Below are 21,007 nucleotides of genomic sequence, written 5' to 3' on the forward strand. Positions count from 1 at the left end.
CCTATGAGTAACGAAAATCAAAAAAATCATTTAAAAGCATACGGAATTGTTTACTATGCTTTAGAAAATGGGTTGAAGGCAAAATGGTTATTGAATTATGATGGAGGTGCTTTCTTAATTGAAAATAATGAAGCAGTAGAAAAAGAATGTAAAATACGAGGTGTATCCTATCAAATCATTTCAGATGCTAAATCAGCATTAATTTTAGAAGAAATTTCATCGCCATCAAAAAATCAAGAAGCGGTAACCCTAGAAAAGGCACCTAAAATAGCGGTATATTCACCTAAAGATAAAATGCCTTGGGATGATGCAGTAACTATGGTACTGACATATGCTGAAATTCCATTTGATGTAGTATATGATGAAGAAGTACTTAATGATAAACTATTGCTATATGAATGGCTACACTTACATCATGAAGACTTTACTGGACAGTACGGACGCTTTTATGGAGCTTTTAGAACAGCTCCTTGGTACATTCAGCAGAAAAAAGACGCTGAAGCTTTGGCTACAAAATTAGGGTATAGTAAAGTATCAGAAGAAAAAGGTGCCGTGGCTAAAAAGATACGTGATTATGTAGTAGGTGGTGGGTTTATGTTTGCGATGTGCTCTGCAACCGATAGTTTTGATATTGCGCTGGCTGCAGATGGTGTAGATATTTGTGAAGGAATGTTTGATGGTGATGCTTCAGAACCTAATTACCAATCGAAAATAAATTTTAATAAAACATTTGCGTTTAAAGATTTTGAATTGATTCGGAATCCTACTACGTATGAGTTCTCTTCAATAGATATGACTCGTAAACGAAGAATAAGAAAAGAAGTAGACTACTTTGTATTAAAAGAATTTTCTGCAAAATGGGATCAAGTTCCAACAATGCTTACCCAGAACCACACTATGCTGGTAAAAGGTTTTATGGGGCAAACAACATCTTTTGACCCCAATACTATAAAATCTACTATTATTGTTTTAGGAGAAAATAAAACAAATAGAGAAGGGCGTTACATTCACGGAACTAAAGGAAAAGGAATGTTTACTTTTTATGGGGGACACGATCCTGAAGATTACCAGCATAGGGTAGGAGATCCTAAAACAGAATTAGATTTACATCCAACCTCACCAGGATATCGTTTAATATTGAATAATGTACTGTTTCCTGCAGCTAAAAAGAAAAAGCAGAAGACTTAATTTTTTTCAGATTTTTCTAATTCTTTAATAAAATAAGAAGGTTTAATACCTGTAAATTTATAGAAAACTCTCGAAAAAGATTCAGCATTTTTAAAACCAACTTCTTTCGCAATAGCTTTTATCGTGTACTTTCTCCAGAGAGTATCACTTTTAAGTTTTTCAATAGCGTATTCAATTCTAAGTTGATTTATATAACTAGAAAAAGAGTTTTTTTTGTGTTGATTGATTACTTTCGATAAGTAGCTTGTATTGGTATCTAACCTGTCAGCTAATAGTTGTAAGTTGATTTTAGAGTTTAAAAAATCTGCATTTTTTTCAAAAGCTTCAAGTCCATTAATAATAAGATCAATAGTTTCGTTAGAAAGTTCATGTTTATTAATGGTTTGTTGTGGTATAGTCTCTGATTCTTTTTTATCTACAGTTTTGTTTTGATTTGCTAATGCTATAAAACGTTTTTTTAAAGTTTTTTTTCTTCTGACTTGGTACCCTACTAAAACAAATGATAATGTTAATAAAGAAATATACACTACTTTATTTCTCTTAGATTCATTAATTTCCTTTTCTAGCTCTTTTATTACTTGCTTTTTTTCTGATAATAAGTTAGGGATGTCGTATTCCTCAGTGAGCGTTTCCTTTATTTTATTTTCTTCATTTAACTTAAAATCCTTTATTTTCAATAACTTATTTATGTATAATAATTGTTTCCTTAAGTTTTTATTATTTTTACTATGGTTGATTAAATATTTATAAGTGTCTTCTAAATATTTACTAGGAATCTCTCTTACATTAAACAAAGAGTCTGCTTTTAGATGATATTTTAAGGCATTCTTTTTATTTTTTAAGTAGTTATATTGAACCCCAATTTTAACATAGGCCCTGATTAAAATTCTGTAATTCTCGTCACTAATGATATAAGGTATAGATTTTTTATATGAAATAATTGATTCATTATAATTTTTCCTTCTATTTTCTATACTACCTAATACATAAAAAGAATACCCTAAACTCAAACTATCATTTATTTTTTCATACAAGCTTACTGCTTCATTATTATAAAAAAATGCAGAATCTATTTTATTAAGTTTTTTGTAAGCGGAAGCTATATTTAAAGAGAGAGTAGAGAAATCTTGATGACTTAAGTACTTTTTTTGTTTAGCGAATAAGTAAGCTTTTTTATAAAGATCTATTGCGTTTTCAACTTCTCCAACTGAGCTTTTAATCATAGCGAGCTGGATAAATAGTAAATGTTTTAGACTATCATTTTTTCTTAAAGTTTGCTTGCTTAGTGTTAACTCTTCTAAAGCTTTACTATTTATTCCTTCGTTAAAATAAAATACTGATTTATGATAATATATTGCAGAAGGGAAATTTTTTGAAGGATGCTTTTTAGTAATATTTATCAAAGAATCACAAAAACGTATATAAATGTTTTTATCATTTAAAATATCAGCTAAAAAAAACTTTCCATGCAACATGTTCATGGTGTCATTTTCAATAATAGCTTTATTATAAATAGCTTTAGCATATATAGCCGCTTTTGAGGTATTATGCTTGTTTTCATAAAATGAATCAACTAGTTCTTGAAATTTTTTTTGAGATAAAGTATCTTTCTTTATTTGGACTTTAGAGAAAATGTCTAAACTAAATCCCATAATAAGAAATAAAAAAAATGTTTTTTTCATAACAATATAATCAACTTGAATTCAAAAGTACCAAAAAAACTTGACTTCATTTTGTGTGTAAGATTTTAAAAATGAGTTTGTTATGTTTTATTGTAACTCGTTTTTTATAAAATCCGTGTATAACTATTTGTAAATAAAATAAACAAATAAGTTATTTGAATCATGTAAATAAAGGGTTCAATAGCGATTCATTAGAACGGGAAAATTAAACGAAAAAGAAAACTTAATTTAGATGAACCCTTTTTCTTTTACTTAAATAAAAAAGTAATTGCTCATTTTTCCATAATCAATTACATTTGTGGGCATAAAACAAAACAATAATGCCAACAACACAACAATTACAAGAGTTTACACAACAAGTTCGTAGAGACATAGTACGCATGGTACATGCTGTAAATTCAGGACATCCAGGAGGATCTTTAGGATGTGCAGAATTTTTTACGTGTTTATACCAAGAAATCATGGATTATTCTACTGATTTTTCTATGGATGGTAAAAACGAAGATTTATTCTTTTTATCAAACGGACATATTTCGCCAGTTTATTATAGTGTTTTAGCTCGTAGCGGTTTTTTTCCTGTAGCCGAGTTAGATACATTTAGAAAATTAGACTCTCGTTTACAAGGACACCCAACTACACACGAGCATTTACCAGGGATCCGTATTGCTTCTGGGTCGTTAGGTCAAGGTATGAGTGTTGCTATTGGTGCTGCTCAGGCAAAAAAGTTAGATGGTGATAACAAAACTGTATATTCATTACATGGTGATGGAGAGTTACAAGAAGGTCAAATTTGGGAGGCTGTTATGTATGCAGCGGCTAAAAAAGTTGACAATTTAATTTCTACGGTAGATGTAAATGAAAAACAAATAGACGGATCTACTGATGAAGTTTTAGCTATGGGAAGCCTAAAAGCTAAATTTGAAGCTTTTGGTTGGGATGTTGTAGAGATTGCAGAAGGCAATAACGTTGAGGCTGTTTTAGCAGGAATGGCAGAAGCAAAATCACGTACAGGTAACGGAAAGCCAGTTTGTGTATTATTACGTACAGAAATGGGGAATGGAGTTGATTTTATGATGCATACACATGCATGGCATGGTAAAGCACCTAATGATGAACAATTAGAGATTGCTTTAGCTCAAAACCCTGAAACTTTAGGAGATTATTAAGATAAACTTTATAATTAATATTAAAAACGCCATTACACTACGTAATGGCGTTTTATTTTATGAAAATCTTTACAAAAAAAAGTAAGTAATACCGTAAATTTACGTCAGTAATCATATTCAAAAAATAATCAACAGATACACATGAAAATAGGAATTGTATGTTATCCTACCTTTGGAGGAAGTGGAGTAGTAGCAACCGAATTAGGAATGGCATTAGCAGATAAGGGACACGAAGTACATTTTATAACTTACAATCAACCTGTTCGATTAGATTTCTTTTCTCACCGTTTACATTTTCATGAAGTTGTTTTAGAAGAATATCCACTATTTCAATATCAACCTTACGAGTTAGCTTTATCTAGTAAGATGGTGGAAGTAGTACAAAAATATGACCTTGAAGTATTACATGTACATTACGCGATTCCACATGCATATGCTGCCTATATGGCAAAAAAGATGCTTGAAGATAAAGGGATTGATGTAAAGGTTGTAACAACACTACATGGTACAGATATAACCTTGGTAGGAAGCCACCCAACATACAAAACAGCAGTAGAATTTAGTATAAACAAATCGGATGAAGTTACTGCCGTATCCAACAGTTTAAAAGAAGATACACTTCGATTATTTAATATTGAAAAAGATATTAAAGTAGTATATAACTTTATTGATGGAGAGAAGTATGATAAGGCACATGAAGGAGAGTGTAAAAGAGAAGCATTGGCTAAACCAGAAGAGAGAATATTAACACATATAAGTAATTTTAGACCTGTAAAACGTACTGACGATGTAATTCGAATTTTTAATAAAGTTCAAAAAGAAGTTCCTTCGAAATTATTGATGGTTGGTGATGGACCAGAACGTTTAAAAGCAGAAAATTTAGCTAAAGAGTTAGGAATTGAAGACAAGGTTCTTTTTATGGGAAATAGTACAGAGGTTGCAAAAATATTATGTTATACAGATGTGTTTTTATTACCGTCTGAAACAGAAAGTTTTGGGTTAGCAGCTTTAGAAGCTATGGCTGCAAGTACACCGGTTATTTCTACAAATACAGGAGGTTTACCAGAAGTAAATATTAATGGAATAACAGGTTTTTTAAGTGAGTTAGGTGATATTGAAGGTATGGCCAATAATGCAATTAATATCCTAAAAGATGATACGGTTTTAAATGAGTTTAAAGAAAATGCTAAAGAACATATTAAGTTATTTTCATTAGATAATATTCTGCCAGCTTATGAAAAACTCTATAAAAAATGTTATGTGAGTTAATAACAGAATTATTGTGTTATATTTAAGAAAGCTAATAAATAGAAAAAGATGATTAAAGAAAAATATCAATGTTCTCTTGAAAAAATAAAAAACCTTGACACTAATGTACCAATTAATTTAGTGTTGAGTGGAGGAGCAGAAAAAGGAGTGGCTCATATTGCTTTATTAGAAAAACTTGAAGAGTTGAACATTAAAATTAACGCTATTTCGGCTTGTAGTTCAGGCTCTCTAGTAGGATCTATGTATGCTTCAGGAATGAGGCCAAAAGAAATATTAAACTTCTTTAAAACTACAGAAATTTTCCAGTTTACATGGATAACGATTGCTAAACCTGGAATTTTTAATTCCTCGAATTATGCAAGATTAATTAAAGATAAAATTAAACCAACATTTGAAGAGTTAGAGATACCTTTAACGGTTTCAACAACCAATTTAAATAGAGGTACAACTGAGTATTTTCATGAAGGTGAGTTATTAAAACCAGTTTTGGCTTCATGCGCATTACCAGGCTTATTCAATCCTGTGAAAATAAACGATATGCTTTATTCTGATGGAGGAATAATAGATAACTTTCCAACTACACCATTCAAAGATTCTGAATATCCTATTGTAGGAAGTTATGTAGTATATCCTTCTGAAAAAACAAGCGAAGAATTAAATACAACTTTAAAAGTTTTAGCACACACATCTAAGCTTTTGATGTTATCTTCAGAAGAACATAAGTTTTTTAAAACATATGCCACTATTTGTTTTCCTTTAGGTGAATTTAGTGGATTCAGTACTAAAGAAGTAGATGCTATTTATAAAACAGCCAAGGAGTATATAAATGGAAAACTAAAATAAAGAGATATAAAAACTCTTTATGAATTATAAAACTGTAAACTTTCTTTGATTAATTCATCAGAAGCTTTACTATTTATTTTAAAATCTTCATAATCGTTAAGGAGTACAAAGTTAATTTCTCCTCCTACATTCTTTTTATCGTGTTTCATTAACTCAAGAATAGGTTGAAAATCTTCTTCTGATAACGCTACTTTACCATATATTTTAATAATAGCATCTTTTATTTCAGAGACTTTATCTTCAGAAAAACCTAAAATTTTTGATGATAAATAAGCTTCGCAAACCATTCCAATAGCAATAGCTTCACCATGTGTTAAGGCTTCTTTTTTCGGGTTCTCTAAAAAATAAGACTCTACACCATGTCCAATAGTATGTCCCCAATTTAAAACTTTACGAACTCCTTGTTCTTTAGGGTCTTCCAAAACAACTTCATTCTTAATTTCTATCGAACGATGAATCAAATCAACAATATTTAGTTTATCGTTATCTTTAATTTCATTGAACAAACGAATATCATGAGTCATTCCATACTTAATGATTTCTGCAGTGCCAGAACGAATTTCTCTAGGAGTTACTGTATGCAAGTATTCGGGGTCAATAATAATTAACTCAGGATTAGCAAATACACCAATTTGATTTTTTAATACACCTAAATCAACACCTGTTTTACCACCAACAGAAGCGTCTACCATGCTTAACAAGGTAGTAGGAATGTTTACAAAATCAATTCCACGCTTAAAAGTAGAAGCAACAAAACCACCTAAATCAGTAATAACACCACCACCTAAAGTTATTAGCAAGCTTTTTCTGTCAGCACCTAATTCAGTCATTACATTCCAAACGCCCATACAAGTTTCTATATTCTTGTGAACCTCACCAGCATCAATTTGAATAACTTCAATCGGCTTATCTGTAGCAAATAATTGCATAAATCGAGGGTAACAACAATCTAAAGTGTTGTCATCCACCAAAATAAAAACTGAAGAATAATCTCTTTCAGAAACTAAAGAAGTTAATTCATTATAGCCTTTTTCTTCAAAATGAATAGGGTATGTTGCCGCGTTAATTGTAGTCATAATAACAAAAAAATATAAGGCGAAATTAAATAGAAAAAATTAAAATATATCAGTCTACTCAATTATATTTGTCTCTATAAATTAAGATATAATATTACCTCGATAATGAGACTTTTTGACAATACAGAAACTGCTTTTAAATTAAAATCTGACTCAGAGTTAGAACGTGCATATTTTTTGTTTAAAATGATTCAGAGCCAGCCAATGGTTAGAATAGGTACTGCGGTAACAAACTTTGCTTTAAAAGCACATTTACCAGTTGAAGGGTTAATCCGTTCAACAGTTTTCGATCATTTTTGTGGAGGAGTAAGTGAAGATGATTGCTTACCGAATATCGAAAAAATGTACGAACAAGGTAATGTACATAGTATTTTAGATTATTCAGTAGAAGGAAAGGAAGATGAAGCTCAGTTTGATGATGCTTTAAAAATGACTTTGAAAACAATTGATTTTGCTGAAGAAAAACAATCTATACCTTATGCAGTTTTTAAACCAACAGGTTTTGGGCGTTTCGCTTTATATCAAAAATTAACTGAAGGTAAAGAGTTAACTTCAGAAGAAAAAGTAGAGTGGGATAGAGTTGTAGAGCGTTTTCATACTGTATGTAAAGCAGCAAAAGCTAAAGATGTTCCGTTATTGATAGATGCTGAAGAAAGTTGGATGCAAGATGCTGCTGATGATTTAATTGAAGAGTTAATGGAAATTTACAATAAAGAAAAAGCTATTGTTTTCAACACGTTACAAATGTATCGTCACGATCGTATGGAGTACTTACGAAACTTACATCAAAGAGCTCACCAAAAAGGATATCATATCGGAATGAAAGTGGTTCGTGGAGCTTATATGGAGAAAGAACGTGAAAGAGCCAAAGAAAATGGTTATGAATCTCCTATTTGTGTTGATAAACAAGCAACTGATGATAATTATAACGAAGCAGTTCGTTATATGATGGATCATAAGAATATGGCAATTTTTGCAGGAACCCATAATGAAGATAGTTCATATTTATTGATGGATTTAGCAAAAGAGCATAATATTTCGGCTAATGATAAACGTATGTGGTTTGGTCAATTATATGGAATGAGCGACCATATTAGTTTTAATTTAGCTAAAGAAGGATACAATGTGGCGAAGTATGTTCCTTTTGGGCCTGTTCGTGACGTTATGCCGTATTTAATACGTAGGGCAGAGGAAAATACTTCTGTAGCTGGACAAACTTCAAGAGAATTGAATTTACTTAAAACAGAAAAAGCACGTAGAAAGCTTTAATGAATACAGTTGATGAAATAAAAGTAGCTATCAATAAAAACAAAAAAAGATTAGCTAAAGAGCTCCAAGAAAGTAAGGAGCTTATCTTTCTTGTTAGAAAATCACTAACAACTTCATTAACAGATGAAGAAAAGGCAAAAGTAAAAGAACAAACACTTGATATTTGTAAAGCGATTCCTGCATTTACAGTGTTTATGCTGCCAGGTGGAGCATTACTTTTGCCTTTACTTATAAAATTAATTCCAGATATTCTGCCAAGCGCCTTTAAAGAAGATGATGAGGAATTAGAAGATCCGAAACTAGAATAACTTCGCTATAAATTATTTTTTATTTGAATAAGATAAAAAATAAAAAAATCTCAATACTCTTTAAAAATAAGAGAAAAGCATATAAAATGATGTTTTTATAGCACATTAAATAAAACATTACGAATTCATAAATAAAATTTCGTAAATCGTAAACAATAAAACACTACTTTTGCAGCTTCAAAATAAGCACGAATGCAATCAATAAGAAACATTGCTATTATAGCACACGTTGACCACGGAAAGACAACCTTGGTAGACAAAATTATAGATCAAGCTAAAATTTTAGATGAACGTAAAGAGCGTACTGATTTATTATTAGATAACAACGACTTAGAGCGTGAACGCGGTATTACCATTTTATCTAAAAATGTATCAGTAAACTATAAAGGAGTAAAAATTAATGTAATTGACACTCCTGGTCACGCCGACTTTGGTGGAGAAGTAGAGCGTGTATTAAAGATGGCAGATGGAGTTTTATTATTGGTTGATGCTTTTGAAGGACCAATGCCTCAAACACGTTTTGTATTAGGAAAAGCTATTGAATTAGGGTTGACCCCTATCGTAGTAGTGAATAAGGTTGATAAAGAAAACTGTACGCCAGATTTAGTACATGAAAAAGTATTTGATTTAATGTTTGCTTTAGAAGCAAATGAAGATCAGTTAGACTTTACAACTATTTACGGTTCAGCTAAAAATGGTTGGATGAGTACAGATTGGCAAAAACCAACTGAAGACATTATTCCTTTATTAGATGCTGTTTTAGAAACAATTCCAGAAGCACCTTATCGTGAAGGATCACCACAAATGCAAATTACATCATTAGATTATTCTTCATTTAAAGGAAGAATAGCTATTGGGCGTGTATATCGTGGAGATTTAGAAAAAAACAAAGACTACATGCTTTGTAAAGCAGACGGAACTACTAAAAAAGTCCGTATTAAAGAATTACACGTTTTTGAAGGAATGGGTAAAGCTGAAGCAGACAAAGTTCGTAGTGGAGATATTTGTGCAGTAACAGGTTTAGATGACTTTGAAATTGGTGATACTATTGCCGATGTAGATAATCCAGAAGCTTTACCAAGAATTGAAGTAGATCAACCTACTATGAGTATGTTATTTACTATTAATAATTCTCCATTCTTTGGTAAAGAAGGTAAGTTTGTAACTTCTCGTCACTTACGTGATCGCTTATTTAAAGAGATGGAGAAAAACTTAGCTTTACGTGTTGATGAAACTGATACTGAAGATAAATTCAACGTTTTTGGACGTGGTGTATTACACTTATCAGTATTAATTGAAACTATGCGTCGTGAAGGCTATGAATTACAAGTAGGTCGTCCTCAAGTAATTTTAAAAGATATTGACGGAGTTAAGAGTGAACCATACGAAACACTATCAATTGATGTTCCAGAAGATGTAGCTTCTAAAGCAATTAACCTAGTTTCTTTACGTAAGGGAGATTTATTAGTAATGGAGCCAAAAGGAGATTTACAACACTTAGAATTTACTATTCCTTCAAGAGGATTAATTGGTTTACGTAATAAAATATTAACAGCTACAGCTGGTCAAGCAATTATAAACCATAGATTCAGTGAATATGGACCTTATAAAGGAGATTTTACAGAAGAATTAAAAGGAGCTATTGTTTCTTCTGAAACAGGAAAAGCTACTGCTTATGCAATTGACCGTTTACAAGATAGAGGACGTTTCTTTATTGACCCTAACCAAGAGATTTACAAAGGTCAGGTTGTTGGTGAAAATGCTAAAGCAGATGATATGGCAGTTAACTTAATTAAAGGGAAAAAGTTAACAAATGTACGTGCTTCAGGTTCTGATGACGGTGTGAAAATTGCTCCAAAAATTGATTTTTCTCTAGAGGAATGTATGGAGTATATTAGACCAGATGAGTACTTAGAAGTTACTCCAGAGAGTTTACGTATGCGTAAAATTAATTTCGTAAAATAATACAACCTATTTTAGGTATAAATATAGAAACCATCTGTAATTCAGGTGGTTTTTATTTTTTATTAAAAATAATTTGCATAATTCAATTTTTATTACAGATATTTGTACCAACAAAAACAAAGAAATGAATTTTATTCAATTACATCATCATCATTTTCATACTTGCACTCAAGCGAGCTGAAAATGTATTGAATAAAATCAAGATATATTTTAAACCCGTTTGAGTAAATCAAACGGGTTTTTTATTTCCAAGGCGCCAGGAAACAAGCTTCTCAAAAACGATTTACTCAACCCCATTCAAAACTAGAAATGAGTAAATTAAAAATAGCCATACAAAAATCAGGAAGACTTAATCAAGACTCCTTACAAATTTTAAAAGATTGTGGAGTTTCTATTGATAACGGTAAAGATCAATTAAAAGCTTCAGCAAGTAATTTCTCGTTAGAGATATTTTATTTAAGAAATGGAGATATTCCACAGTATTTAAAAGATGGAGTTGTTGATATAGCTATTATCGGAGAAAACTTGTTAATAGAAAAAGGAGAAGGAATTCAATTTATAGAAAAACTAGGTTTTTCGAAATGTAAAGTATCCTTGGCAATTCCTAAAAATGAAGAATATACAGGAATAAATTACTTTCAGAATAAAAAAATAGCAACCTCTTATCCAAACACAGTTTTAAAATTTCTAAAAGAGAAGAATATAAAGTCACAATTACATATCATTAACGGTTCTGTAGAAATAGCTCCAAATATAGGTTTAGCAGACGGAATTTGTGATATTGTATCTAGTGGTTCAACTTTATTTAAAAACAACTTAAAAGAAGTAGAAGTTCTATTAAAATCGGAAGCTGTATTGGCAGTTTCACCTAATATTCAAGAAAAACAACAAGCAATACTTAACAAGTTACAATTTAGGCTTCAATCAGTATTAAAAGCAAGACAATCAAGATATGTGTTGCTAAATGCTCCGAATGAAAAACTAGACAAAATCATTGATATCTTACCAGGAATGCGTAGCCCAACAGTACTTCCTTTAGCAGAAGAAGGTTGGAGCTCTGTACATTCTGTATTAAATAAAAATCAGTTTTGGGAAATTATAGATGAGTTAAAAAACAATGGAGCAGAAGGAATTTTGGTGTGTCCAATAGAAAAAATGGTTGTTTAATCACAGGGGAAAATAGCCAAGGATTTATTTCCTCGTACTTATACGGACTACAGTCGAGGTATGACAGTTAAAAACAATAAAAATAAACAGATGAAAATTATAAAAAATCCAATAGCACAAACATGGAGTTCACTTTGTAAAAGGGCTACGATAAATGAAAACAGCTTACAAGAAACTGTGAAAACCATACTTAATGATGTAAAACTAAATAAAGATAAAGCCTTAAAAAAGTATACTCAATTATTTGATGGAGTCTCTCTAAACTCTTTAAAAGTATCTGAAAAAGAGCTGGAAGAAGCAGAAAAACTAGTTTCAGACGAGTTAAAATCTGCTATACAATTAGCAAAATCTAATATTGAAAAATTTCACACTTCTCAAAAAGAAGAAACTAAAAAAGTAATAACAACAAAAGGAGTTACATGTTGGAGGAAGAATGTTGCTATCGAAAAAGTAGGTTTATACATTCCAGGAGGGTCAGCCCCTTTATTTTCTTCAATTTTAATGCTGGGAGTTCCTGCTAAAATAGCAGGTTGTAAAGAAATAATATTATGCACACCAACCAATAAAGAAGGTAAAGTGAATGCAGCTATTTTATATACTGCATCTTTAGTAGGAGTAACTAAAATTTTTAAAGTAGGTGGTGCACAGGCAATTGGAGCTATGGCATACGGAACAGAAACAATTCCTCAAGTATATAAAATTTTAGGACCAGGAAATCAATTTGTAACTAAGGCAAAAGAGTTGGTACAACAGCAAGGAGTAGCTATTGATATACCAGCAGGTCCTAGTGAAGTACTTGTTATTGCTGATGAAACTAGCAATCCTGTATTTGTAGCAGCTGATTTGTTGTCGCAAGCAGAACACGGAGCAGACAGTCAATCAGTATTGGTAACTACTAACGAAGAAGTTGCTAAAAATGTGGAAGTAGAGTTAAAGAAACAGCTAGTAGGTTTACCTAGGAAAGAACTAGCAAAAAAAGCAATAGAAAATAGTTTTACAGTGGTTTTTAACTCTAAAGAAGAATGTATAAACTTTAGTAACGAGTATGCACCAGAACACTTAATTATAGCATCAGAAAAAGCTTCTGAATATATTGATGGAGTTATGAATGCAGGTTCAGTATTTTTAGGAAATTATAGTTGTGAAAGTGCTGGAGATTATGCTAGTGGAACCAATCACACATTGCCTACAAACGGTTATGCAAAAAACTACAGTGGTGTTTCGTTAGATAGTTTTGTGAAGAAAATAACCTTTCAAGAAGTAACTAAAGAAGGTATAGACAACCTAGGTGAAGCTATAGAATTGATGGCAGAAGCTGAAGGTTTACAAGCACACAAAAATGCAATAACAGTTAGATTAAAAGAGCTTAATAATGTTTAATTTAGAAAAAATAGTACGACCTAATATTCAACAGCTAAAAGCCTATTCTTCTGCTAGAGATGAATTCAAAGGAATTGCTGAAGTATATTTAGACGCCAATGAGAACCCATTTGGTAACTTGAATCGTTATCCAGATCCACAACAAATGGCAATTAAAAAACGATTGTCTGAAATTAAAGGTGTAAATGAGAATCAAATCTTTATAGGAAATGGAAGTGATGAAGTAATCGATTTAGCATTTAGAATATTTTGTAATCCAGGGAAAGACAAAGCACTAACTTTTAAACCCTCATATGGAATGTATAATGTTTCCGCAGCCATAAATGATATTGAATTAATTGAATTAGCTTTAAATCAAGATTTTCAGATAAATACAGATGTTTTAGAACGTTATTTAGAAGATGAAAATTTAAAATTAATATTCATCTGCTCACCAAATAACCCAACAGGAAATTGCTTTGAAGATGAAACAATTGAGTTTATTCTTAGTAAATTCAAAGGAATTGTAATTATTGATGAAGCCTATATTGATTTTAGCACTAAAGAATCTTTTATAAATCAATTAAAAAACTATCAAAATCTAATTATTAGCCAAACCTTTAGTAAAGCATGGGGGTTAGCAGGTGTTAGAGTTGGAGTAGCGTATGCTAATTCTGATATTATAAACCTCTATAATAAGGTAAAACCTCCTTATAATATTAGTGCTTTAAATCAAGAAGCTGTACTTAATAAGCTAGATAATTTAGCTCAGTTTGAAATTGAGAAAAATATAATTCTAAATGAAAAGGAAAAATTAGAAAAGCAGCTAGAGGAAGTTGAACTGGTTAAAAAAGTATATCCTTCAGAAGCTAATTTTCTACTAATAGAGGTTAGAAATGCGAATGAGTTATATACTCAATTAGTAGCTCAAAAAATTATAACGAGAAACAGGAATAGCTTGGTAAATAATTGCATACGAATTACAATAGGAAGTGAGAAAGAAAACAAAAAATTAATGACAGCATTAAAAGAATTGAGTGTTACATCTGATAAAGTTGAAAATTCACTTTAAATTTTAAAAAGACGATGAAAAAAATATTATTTATAGATAGAGATGGTACCTTAATCAAAGAACCAGCAGATGAACAAACAGATTCATTTGAGAAATTACAATTCTATCCGAAAGTTTTTCAAGGATTGAGTAAAATAGCCAAAGAACTCGATTTTGAATTAGTGTTAGTCACTAATCAAGATGGATTAGGAACGGAAGCATATCCAGAAAACACGTTTTGGCCAGTACACAACTTTGTGATGAATACCTTAAAAGAAGAAGGTATTGAGTTCGCAGAGGAAATCATTGACAGAACCTTTGCTAAAGACAATCAACCTACAAGAAAACCAAACACAGGCTTATTAACAAAATACTTTTCTAAAGAGTATGATTTGAAAAACTCTTTCGTGATTGGTGACCGTTTAACCGATGTAGAACTCGCTAAAAATTTGGGTGCTCAAGGAATTTACATCAATGATGAAACGAATTTAGGAACTGATGAAATTACTGTAAAAAGAGAGGAACTAGACGATTTTATAGCTTTAGAGAGTAACGATTGGAATACGATTTATGAGTTTTTAAAATTGGAGGAACGTTCTGCCTCTATTGAAAGAAACACCAATGAAACTCAAATAAAAATAGAAGTAAATTTAGATGGAACAGGGAAAAGTACGATTGATACAGGTATTGCTTTTTTCGATCATATGTTAGATCAAATAGCGCGTCATGGTCAAGTTGATTTGAACATTCAAGTAACAGGTGACTTAGAAGTAGATGAACACCATACTATTGAAGACACAGCGATAGCATTAGGAGAAGTGTTTTATAAAGCATTGGGAAATAAACTAGGGATTGAACGTTACGGATTCTGTTTACCAATGGATGATTGTTTAGCGCAAGTAGCCATTGATTTTGGTGGAAGAAACTGGATGGTTTGGGAAGCTGATTTTAAACGAGAAATGATAGGTAAAATGCCTACGGAAATGTTTTATCACTTCTTTAAGTCGTTTACAGATGGTGCTAAATGTAATTTAAATATCAAAGCAGAAGGTACTAACGAACATCACAAAATAGAAGCTATTTTCAAAGCTTTTGCAAAAGCGATAAAAGTAGCTGTAAAAAGAGATGTAGAGAAGATGGTTTTACCATCAACAAAAGGAGTTCTGTAATCAATTACGAATTAAAAATTATGAATTACTCAATAGTATGAGAAAATAATTTGTAATTAAAAATTCATCATTCATAATTAAAATATGATAGCTATTATAAAATATAATGCAGGTAATATACGATCGGTACAAAATGCGTTAACTCGCTTGGGGTACGAAAGTATTATTACCGATAATCCAGAAGAAATACAATCGGCAGGTAAAGTAATATTTCCAGGGGTTGGAGAAGCTAGTTCAGCAATGCAATACTTAAAAGAAAGAAATCTTGATGAATTAATTGTTTCTCTAAAGCAACCTGTACTAGGAATTTGTCTGGGACTACAACTAATGTGTACATATTCAGAAGAAGGAGACACTAGATGTTTGGGCATTTTTGATGCGCGTACAAAACAATTTCCTCCAAAAGAAAAAGTCCCACATATGGGGTGGAATAATTTTTCTGAATTAAAATCATCTAAACTGTTTACAAACATAGCTCTAGAAGATGATGTATACTACGTTCATGGGTATTATGCAGAAGTGTCTAAAAACACATTGGCAATCTGCGATTATATTCTTCCGTTTAGTACCGTTATGCAGCAAGATAATTTTTACGCGATGCAATTTCATCCTGAAAAATCAGCCGATGTTGGAGAGCATTTATTGAAGAATTTTTTAGAGTTATAAAAAGAGATTAAAAATGAGAATTATACCCGCAATAGATATTATAGATGGAAAATGTGTCCGCTTGACAAAAGGCGACTACAATACCAAAAAAATATATAACGAGAACCCGTTAGAAGTAGCGAAAGAGTTTGAGACAAACGGAATAGAATACTTACATGTTGTTGATTTAGATGGCGCAAAATCTAGTCGAATTATAAACCACAAAGTATTAGAACAAATAGCAACGAAAACCAATTTAAAAATTGATTTTGGAGGAGGTCTAAAATCAGATGAAGATGCTCGAATAGCATTTGAAAGTGGAGCAAATCAAATAACAGGAGGAAGTATAGCGGTAAAGGATCCAGATGTTTTTATTGGATGGTTAACTAAATATGGTATGGATAAAATAATCTTGGGAGCAGATTGTAAAGACAGAAAAATTGCGACCAATGGTTGGTTGCAAACCTCAGAAGTTGATGTTGTTGAATTTATAAGTGAATATCAAGAAATAGGTATTGCAAATACTATTTGTACAGATGTAGCTAAAGATGGAATGTTACAAGGCGCTTCTTTAGATTTATATTTAGAAATTTTGAGTAAAACCTCAGTAAACTTAATAGCGAGTGGAGGAGTAGCTAATATCAATGATTTACATCGATTAAAAGAAATTGGTTGTGAAGGAGCCATTGTAGGTAAAGCCATTTATGAAGGAAACATAAGTTTAAAAGAATTACAAGAATTTATAAGCTAAGAGATGTTAAAGAAAAGAATTATCCCATGTTTGGATATAAAAAACGGACGAACTGTAAAGGGAGTTAATTTTATTGATATTAAGGATGCAGGAGATCCAGTAGAATTAGCAAAACAATATGTAAAACAAGGAGCAGATGAATTGGTGTTTTTAGATATTACAGCCACCTTAGAAAACAGAAAAACATTAGTTGAGTTGGTAAAAACAATTGCACAAGAGATTAATATTCCATTTACTGTTGGTGGTGGTATTAGTACTGTTGAAGATGCAGTGGCCTTAATACAAGCAGGAGCCGATAAAGTAAGTATCAATTCTTCCGCAGTAAAAAATCCGCAATTAATTACTGATTTAAAAAATAGATTCGGAAGTCAGTTTGTGGTTGTAGCCATTGATACTAAAAATGTAAACGGACAATGGAAAGTCTTCACTAAAGGAGGCACTTTTGAAACCGAATTAGAAACAGTGAGTTGGGCAAAAGAGGTAGAAAAATTAGGTGCTGGTGAAATATTATTAACCTCTATGAATAGTGATGGTACCAAAAACGGATTTGATATTGAAGTAACTAACGCGGTAAGCAAAACTGTTAATATTCCTGTGATTGCCTCTGGTGGTGCAGGAAAGGTAGAGCACTTTATAGAAGTTTTTACAAAAACAGAAGCCAGTGCAGGATTGGCTGCTAGTATCTTTCACTTTGGTGAAATACCGGTACCCGAACTAAAAAACGAATTAAAAAAACAAAACATAGCTATACGATGAATATAGATTTTTCAAAAGGAAATGGGTTGGTTCCAGTAGTAATACAAAATAATATCACCTTACAAGTACTAATGTTAGGGTACATGAATGAAGAAGCCTTTACTAAAACGAAAAAAGAAGGAAAAGTTACTTTTTATAGCCGAAGTAAAAATAGACATTGGACAAAAGGTGAGGAATCAGGAAACTTTTTATGGGTAAAAGATATTCTAATAGATTGTGATAGTGATACTTTGTTGATTAAAGCTACTCCCGAAGGACCTACTTGTCATAAAGGAACAACTTCTTGCTTTGGAGAGGAAACGTCTAAAGGCTTTTTGTATTCATTAGAAAGTATTATTTCTGACAGAATAGATAATAATGTTGAAACGTCTTATACTAATAAACTTTATAAAAGAGGAATTAACAAAGTAGCTCAAAAAGTAGGAGAGGAAGCTGTAGAAGTGGTCATCGAAGCAAAAGATAACAATGATGATTTATTTAAAAACGAAGCTGCTGATTTACTATATCACTATTTAATTTTACTAAAAGCCAAAGGTTTTACGATTACTGATATAGAAGAAGTTTTAAAAAATAGAAATTAACAAGTAGTTAATTATGTAACAATCCAAATAGAAGGTTTTATAAGCTTTCTATTTGGATTGTAATATTGTATATTGTTGATCATAGAGCTATAAACTCCTTCTATTTTTCCATTGAAATTTTTCTTTATTAGCATCATTCCAATTAGCTACTTTTAAGAGCATAGTATCAATTTTAGTTTTATCAAGCCATTTTCCATCGACAAATACACCTGATATTGTACGTGTGTTATTAATATTTTCTAATGGATTTTTATCTAAAAAAATTAAATCAGCAAACTTTCCTGTTTCAATAGTACCAATTTTATCGCCGATTTCTAGCCATTCAGCAGGTAACCTAGTTGCAGAAGCTAAGGCTTCTTCAGTTGTTAATCCAGCCTCTACTAGTAATTCCAATTCATCATGAAGAGAAAATCCCCAAACAATTCCAGAAATACCGGCATCTGTTCCTGCAAGCATAGGTACACCTTCTTCTTTAAAAGCTTTCACAATCTGTATATGAAAGTCTTTCTGTTTATTAAAGAATTCAATTAATTTAGGAGAAGATCCAGAAAAACGATTCGAGTTTAACCATTTACTCTGCATTAATGGGTGTACATACTTTAAACTTGGTAGGTTTTGAATATTTTCTGGTGATTTAGCCTGATTTAAAATCCAAACCATGTTAGATAAATTCGGAATTAACCAAGTATTATTTTCTTTAGCTAAATGAGCAAACTCTTGTGCTTTTTCATAACTAAAATCATTCGTTTGTTTAGATAATTCTTCAGCATGTGCAATGAGTCCAAAATGTGGTACAAATAAATCTTCAGCTGGTTTTCCTTCAAAAGTTGTTGGAATGTGTCCAACAACTTTCATATTTTGTTTCTCTGCTTCATCAATAACAGCTTTAAAAGTTTCTTCGTTTAACCAAGTATAAACCTTTATGAATCTATAACCTAAACCTTTAGCATTTCTAACCGATTGTCTTCCTTCTATAGGGGTCGTAGCTTTTATTTCATTGCCTTTACCATCAATTACAGCAGCTATTGCCATACGAGGTCCAATAACACTTTTTTCCATTATTTTATCTCTTTGTGAAAAGTGTCCAAGCCTTCCGCTTAATTCAAATACTGTAGTAACTCCGTTTGCTATGTATGGAGTCATTAAGTTCTGTGTGTTAAAGTTTACTGTAGAACCTCTAGTTGCATATCCTTGAGAAAAACTACCATTGCTCAGCGTATGTACGTGCATATCAATTAGTCCAGGAATAAGCCATTTATCTTTTCCGTCAATAATTGTTGCTTTAGAAGGGACAGAATCATTTATAGACTCTATTTTGTTATTATGAATTACCACTGTGGCATTTTTAATGACATTATTATCTTCTGTCATCGGTATTACATTGACGTTTTTTATAACGTATGTATTACTGTCTTTTTTAGTTTCTGGTTTGTTGTTTTTTGTACAGTTAAGTAATAAAAATGATACTGTTAGGAGTAATAATAAATTACTAATTTTTAGATATTTCATGCAGTTTAGTTTTCTTGTAGACGTTTTAGAATAAAAAATGTTACAGATGACAAGAAATGAGGGATATTAATGATTGATTGTCTATTTTTGTAATATGAAAGAAGCCTTACATCAACTGTTTACTGAGTTTCAAAATAGCATACAAAAAAATAATTTTGTAAAATTAACTTTAAGTAAACCAATTCGTAAAAGTGATGAATTATCGAATGTATACGTTCGCCAGATAACGTTGAAAGGAGACGTTTGTTTTCAGTTTTTATATCGATATAAAACAAACGATCAAACAAAAAACTATTCGTTTGAAGAAAGTATTGAAGAATTAACTTATTTACTTTCAGAAAAGTTTAGAGCGGCGACATTATTTACATTAGAAAATGATTTGTTGGTGTTTATTTCTAAGAAGAAGAAGGTAAGTTATAAAACTACACAACCAAGTTTTAAGAATAAGTTACCAGAAACTCACGATAAGCCCAAAGAAAAAAGAGCTGAAAACAGCGAATATTTATATCATTTAGGTGTAACGGATAAAGAAGGAAAAGTAATTCCTAAAATGGCGGATAAATACCGTCAAATTAATAAGTATTTAGAGATTATTGAAGCTCAAATACAATCAGTTAAATTACCTAAGCATATCAATATTGTAGATATGGGCTCAGGAAAAGGCTATTTAACTTTTGCTTTGTACGATTATTTGGTAAATCAAAAAGGATATACTGCCAGTGTAACAGGTATTGAGTTACGCCAGAGTTTAGTTGATTATTGTAATGATATTGCCAAAAAGTGTGATTTTAAAGGATTACTTTTTGTAGCACAACCAATTCAGGAGTACGATAACAATAAAATAGATATTTTAATTGCTTTACATGCTTGTGATACAGCGACCGATGATGCTATTTACAAAGGTTTGGTTTCAAAAGCAGAATTGATTGTTTGTGCTCCGTGCTGTCATAAACAAATCCGTCAGCAAGTGAAAGGAAAAGAGCAGGAGAGCCCTTTATTAAAATATGGAATTTTTAAGGAACGTCAGTTTGAAATGGTTACTGACACCATTCGTGCTTTAATTTTAGAGAAAAACAATTATACTACCAAGGTTTTTGAGTTTATAAGCAATGAGCACACGCGTAAAAATGTAATGCTAATTGGTGCTAAGTCATCTAAAAAAGTAGATAAAAAACGTATTGAAGCTAAAATTTCAGATTTAAAAGAAACTTATCAAATTGAGCAACACTATTTAGAGGGATTACTATAATGTT

General features: G+C 31.3%; 19 protein-coding genes. 16 read left to right on the top strand and 3 right to left on the bottom strand.

The window, feature by feature from the left end; all coding sequences use genetic code 11:
• The first annotated feature begins 3 nt into the window (after nucleotides 1-3).
• Complete coding sequence (locus LCI24_RS07470; protein ID WP_274639813.1) at nucleotides 4-1,188, top strand: asparagine synthetase B; 1,185 nt, start codon at nucleotides 4-6, stop codon at nucleotides 1,186-1,188.
• On the opposite strand, the gene LCI24_RS07475 is transcribed toward LCI24_RS07470, so the two are convergent.
• Nucleotides 1,185-2,870, bottom strand: coding sequence for an AraC family transcriptional regulator (locus tag LCI24_RS07475; protein WP_274639814.1), 1,686 nt, complete (start codon nucleotides 2,868-2,870; stop codon nucleotides 1,185-1,187). The two genes, LCI24_RS07470 and LCI24_RS07475, sit on opposite strands and share 4 nt — an antisense overlap.
• A 320-nt stretch (nucleotides 2,871-3,190) precedes the next feature.
• Here LCI24_RS07475 and LCI24_RS07480 point away from each other — a divergent pair, with 320 nt between their 5' ends.
• The 3 genes from LCI24_RS07480 to LCI24_RS07490 all read left to right on the top strand — a co-directional run bounded on the left by LCI24_RS07480 (nucleotide 3,191) and on the right by LCI24_RS07490 (nucleotide 6,148).
• Nucleotides 3,191-4,036 carry a transketolase gene (locus tag LCI24_RS07480; protein WP_274639815.1) on the top strand — a complete coding sequence of 282 codons (846 nt, stop codon included), beginning with the start codon at nucleotides 3,191-3,193 and terminating at the stop codon, nucleotides 4,034-4,036.
• Nucleotides 4,037-4,177: 141 nt separating this feature from the next.
• A complete protein-coding gene (gene bshA / locus LCI24_RS07485; protein WP_274639816.1) occupies nucleotides 4,178-5,305 on the top strand; it encodes an N-acetyl-alpha-D-glucosaminyl L-malate synthase BshA in 1,128 nt (375 codons plus the stop codon).
• A gap of 48 nt (nucleotides 5,306-5,353) precedes the next feature.
• Entirely contained in the window at nucleotides 5,354-6,148 is a 795-nt protein-coding gene (locus LCI24_RS07490) for a patatin-like phospholipase family protein (protein WP_121146782.1), read from the top strand.
• Between the two features lie 17 nt (nucleotides 6,149-6,165).
• Here LCI24_RS07490 and aroB read toward each other — a convergent pair whose 3' ends face one another.
• Nucleotides 6,166-7,224, bottom strand: coding sequence for a 3-dehydroquinate synthase (aroB, locus tag LCI24_RS07495; RefSeq protein WP_274639817.1), 1,059 nt, complete (start codon nucleotides 7,222-7,224; stop codon nucleotides 6,166-6,168).
• A gap of 105 nt (nucleotides 7,225-7,329) precedes the next feature.
• Here aroB and LCI24_RS07500 point away from each other — a divergent pair, with 105 nt between their 5' ends.
• From LCI24_RS07500 to hisIE, 11 genes are all read left to right on the top strand, one after another.
• Nucleotides 7,330-8,493: a proline dehydrogenase family protein gene (locus tag LCI24_RS07500; RefSeq protein ID WP_274639818.1), complete on the top strand. Its 1,164-nt coding sequence runs from the start codon at nucleotides 7,330-7,332 to the stop codon at nucleotides 8,491-8,493.
• Nucleotides 8,493-8,801: an LETM1 domain-containing protein gene (locus LCI24_RS07505; protein ID WP_274639819.1), complete on the top strand. Its 309-nt coding sequence runs from the start codon at nucleotides 8,493-8,495 to the stop codon at nucleotides 8,799-8,801. The genes LCI24_RS07500 and LCI24_RS07505 overlap by 1 nt, the downstream gene beginning before the upstream one ends.
• A gap of 192 nt (nucleotides 8,802-8,993) precedes the next feature.
• Nucleotides 8,994-10,766, top strand: coding sequence for a translational GTPase TypA (gene typA, locus LCI24_RS07510; protein ID WP_274639820.1), 1,773 nt, complete (start codon nucleotides 8,994-8,996; stop codon nucleotides 10,764-10,766).
• Between the two features lie 309 nt (nucleotides 10,767-11,075).
• Nucleotides 11,076-11,933 carry an ATP phosphoribosyltransferase gene (gene hisG, locus LCI24_RS07515; protein ID WP_274639821.1) on the top strand — a complete coding sequence of 286 codons (858 nt, stop codon included), beginning with the start codon at nucleotides 11,076-11,078 and terminating at the stop codon, nucleotides 11,931-11,933.
• Nucleotides 11,934-12,023: 90 nt separating this feature from the next.
• Complete coding sequence (gene hisD / locus LCI24_RS07520; RefSeq protein WP_274639822.1) at nucleotides 12,024-13,313, top strand: histidinol dehydrogenase; 1,290 nt, start codon at nucleotides 12,024-12,026, stop codon at nucleotides 13,311-13,313.
• The gene (gene hisC / locus LCI24_RS07525; protein ID WP_274639823.1) at nucleotides 13,306-14,364 is read left to right on the top strand and encodes a histidinol-phosphate transaminase; all 1,059 of its coding nucleotides are present in this window, start codon (nucleotides 13,306-13,308) and stop codon (nucleotides 14,362-14,364) included. Before hisD ends, hisC begins: the two co-directional genes overlap by 8 nt.
• A gap of 14 nt (nucleotides 14,365-14,378) precedes the next feature.
• Nucleotides 14,379-15,512, top strand: coding sequence for a bifunctional histidinol-phosphatase/imidazoleglycerol-phosphate dehydratase HisB (gene hisB / locus LCI24_RS07530; RefSeq protein WP_274639824.1), 1,134 nt, complete (start codon nucleotides 14,379-14,381; stop codon nucleotides 15,510-15,512).
• Nucleotides 15,513-15,596: 84 nt separating this feature from the next.
• Nucleotides 15,597-16,178 carry an imidazole glycerol phosphate synthase subunit HisH gene (gene hisH, locus LCI24_RS07535; RefSeq protein WP_274639825.1) on the top strand — a complete coding sequence of 194 codons (582 nt, stop codon included), beginning with the start codon at nucleotides 15,597-15,599 and terminating at the stop codon, nucleotides 16,176-16,178.
• A 13-nt stretch (nucleotides 16,179-16,191) separates the two neighbouring features.
• Nucleotides 16,192-16,908, top strand: coding sequence for a 1-(5-phosphoribosyl)-5-[(5-phosphoribosylamino)methylideneamino]imidazole-4-carboxamide isomerase (gene hisA, locus LCI24_RS07540; protein ID WP_274639826.1), 717 nt, complete (start codon nucleotides 16,192-16,194; stop codon nucleotides 16,906-16,908).
• 3 nt (nucleotides 16,909-16,911) lie between these two features.
• Nucleotides 16,912-17,664 (top strand): imidazole glycerol phosphate synthase subunit HisF, encoded by a 753-nt coding sequence (gene hisF, locus LCI24_RS07545; protein WP_274639827.1) that lies wholly within the window; start codon nucleotides 16,912-16,914, stop codon nucleotides 17,662-17,664.
• Complete coding sequence (hisIE, locus tag LCI24_RS07550) at nucleotides 17,661-18,245, top strand: bifunctional phosphoribosyl-AMP cyclohydrolase/phosphoribosyl-ATP diphosphatase HisIE (RefSeq protein ID WP_274639828.1); 585 nt, start codon at nucleotides 17,661-17,663, stop codon at nucleotides 18,243-18,245. Before hisF ends, hisIE begins: the two co-directional genes overlap by 4 nt.
• An 87-nt stretch (nucleotides 18,246-18,332) precedes the next feature.
• On the opposite strand, the gene LCI24_RS07555 is transcribed toward hisIE, so the two are convergent.
• Nucleotides 18,333-19,754 carry an amidohydrolase family protein gene (locus LCI24_RS07555; RefSeq protein WP_274639829.1) on the bottom strand — a complete coding sequence of 474 codons (1,422 nt, stop codon included), beginning with the start codon at nucleotides 19,752-19,754 and terminating at the stop codon, nucleotides 18,333-18,335.
• 94 nt (nucleotides 19,755-19,848) lie between these two features.
• Here LCI24_RS07555 and LCI24_RS07560 point away from each other — a divergent pair, with 94 nt between their 5' ends.
• A complete protein-coding gene (locus tag LCI24_RS07560) occupies nucleotides 19,849-21,003 on the top strand; it encodes a class I SAM-dependent methyltransferase (RefSeq protein WP_274639830.1) in 1,155 nt (384 codons plus the stop codon).
• Nucleotides 21,004-21,007: the final 4 nt, after the last annotated feature.

The organism is Tenacibaculum larymnensis (assembly GCF_028829235.1).
Taxonomy (GTDB): Bacteria; Bacteroidota; Bacteroidia; order Flavobacteriales; family Flavobacteriaceae; genus Polaribacter; species Polaribacter larymnensis.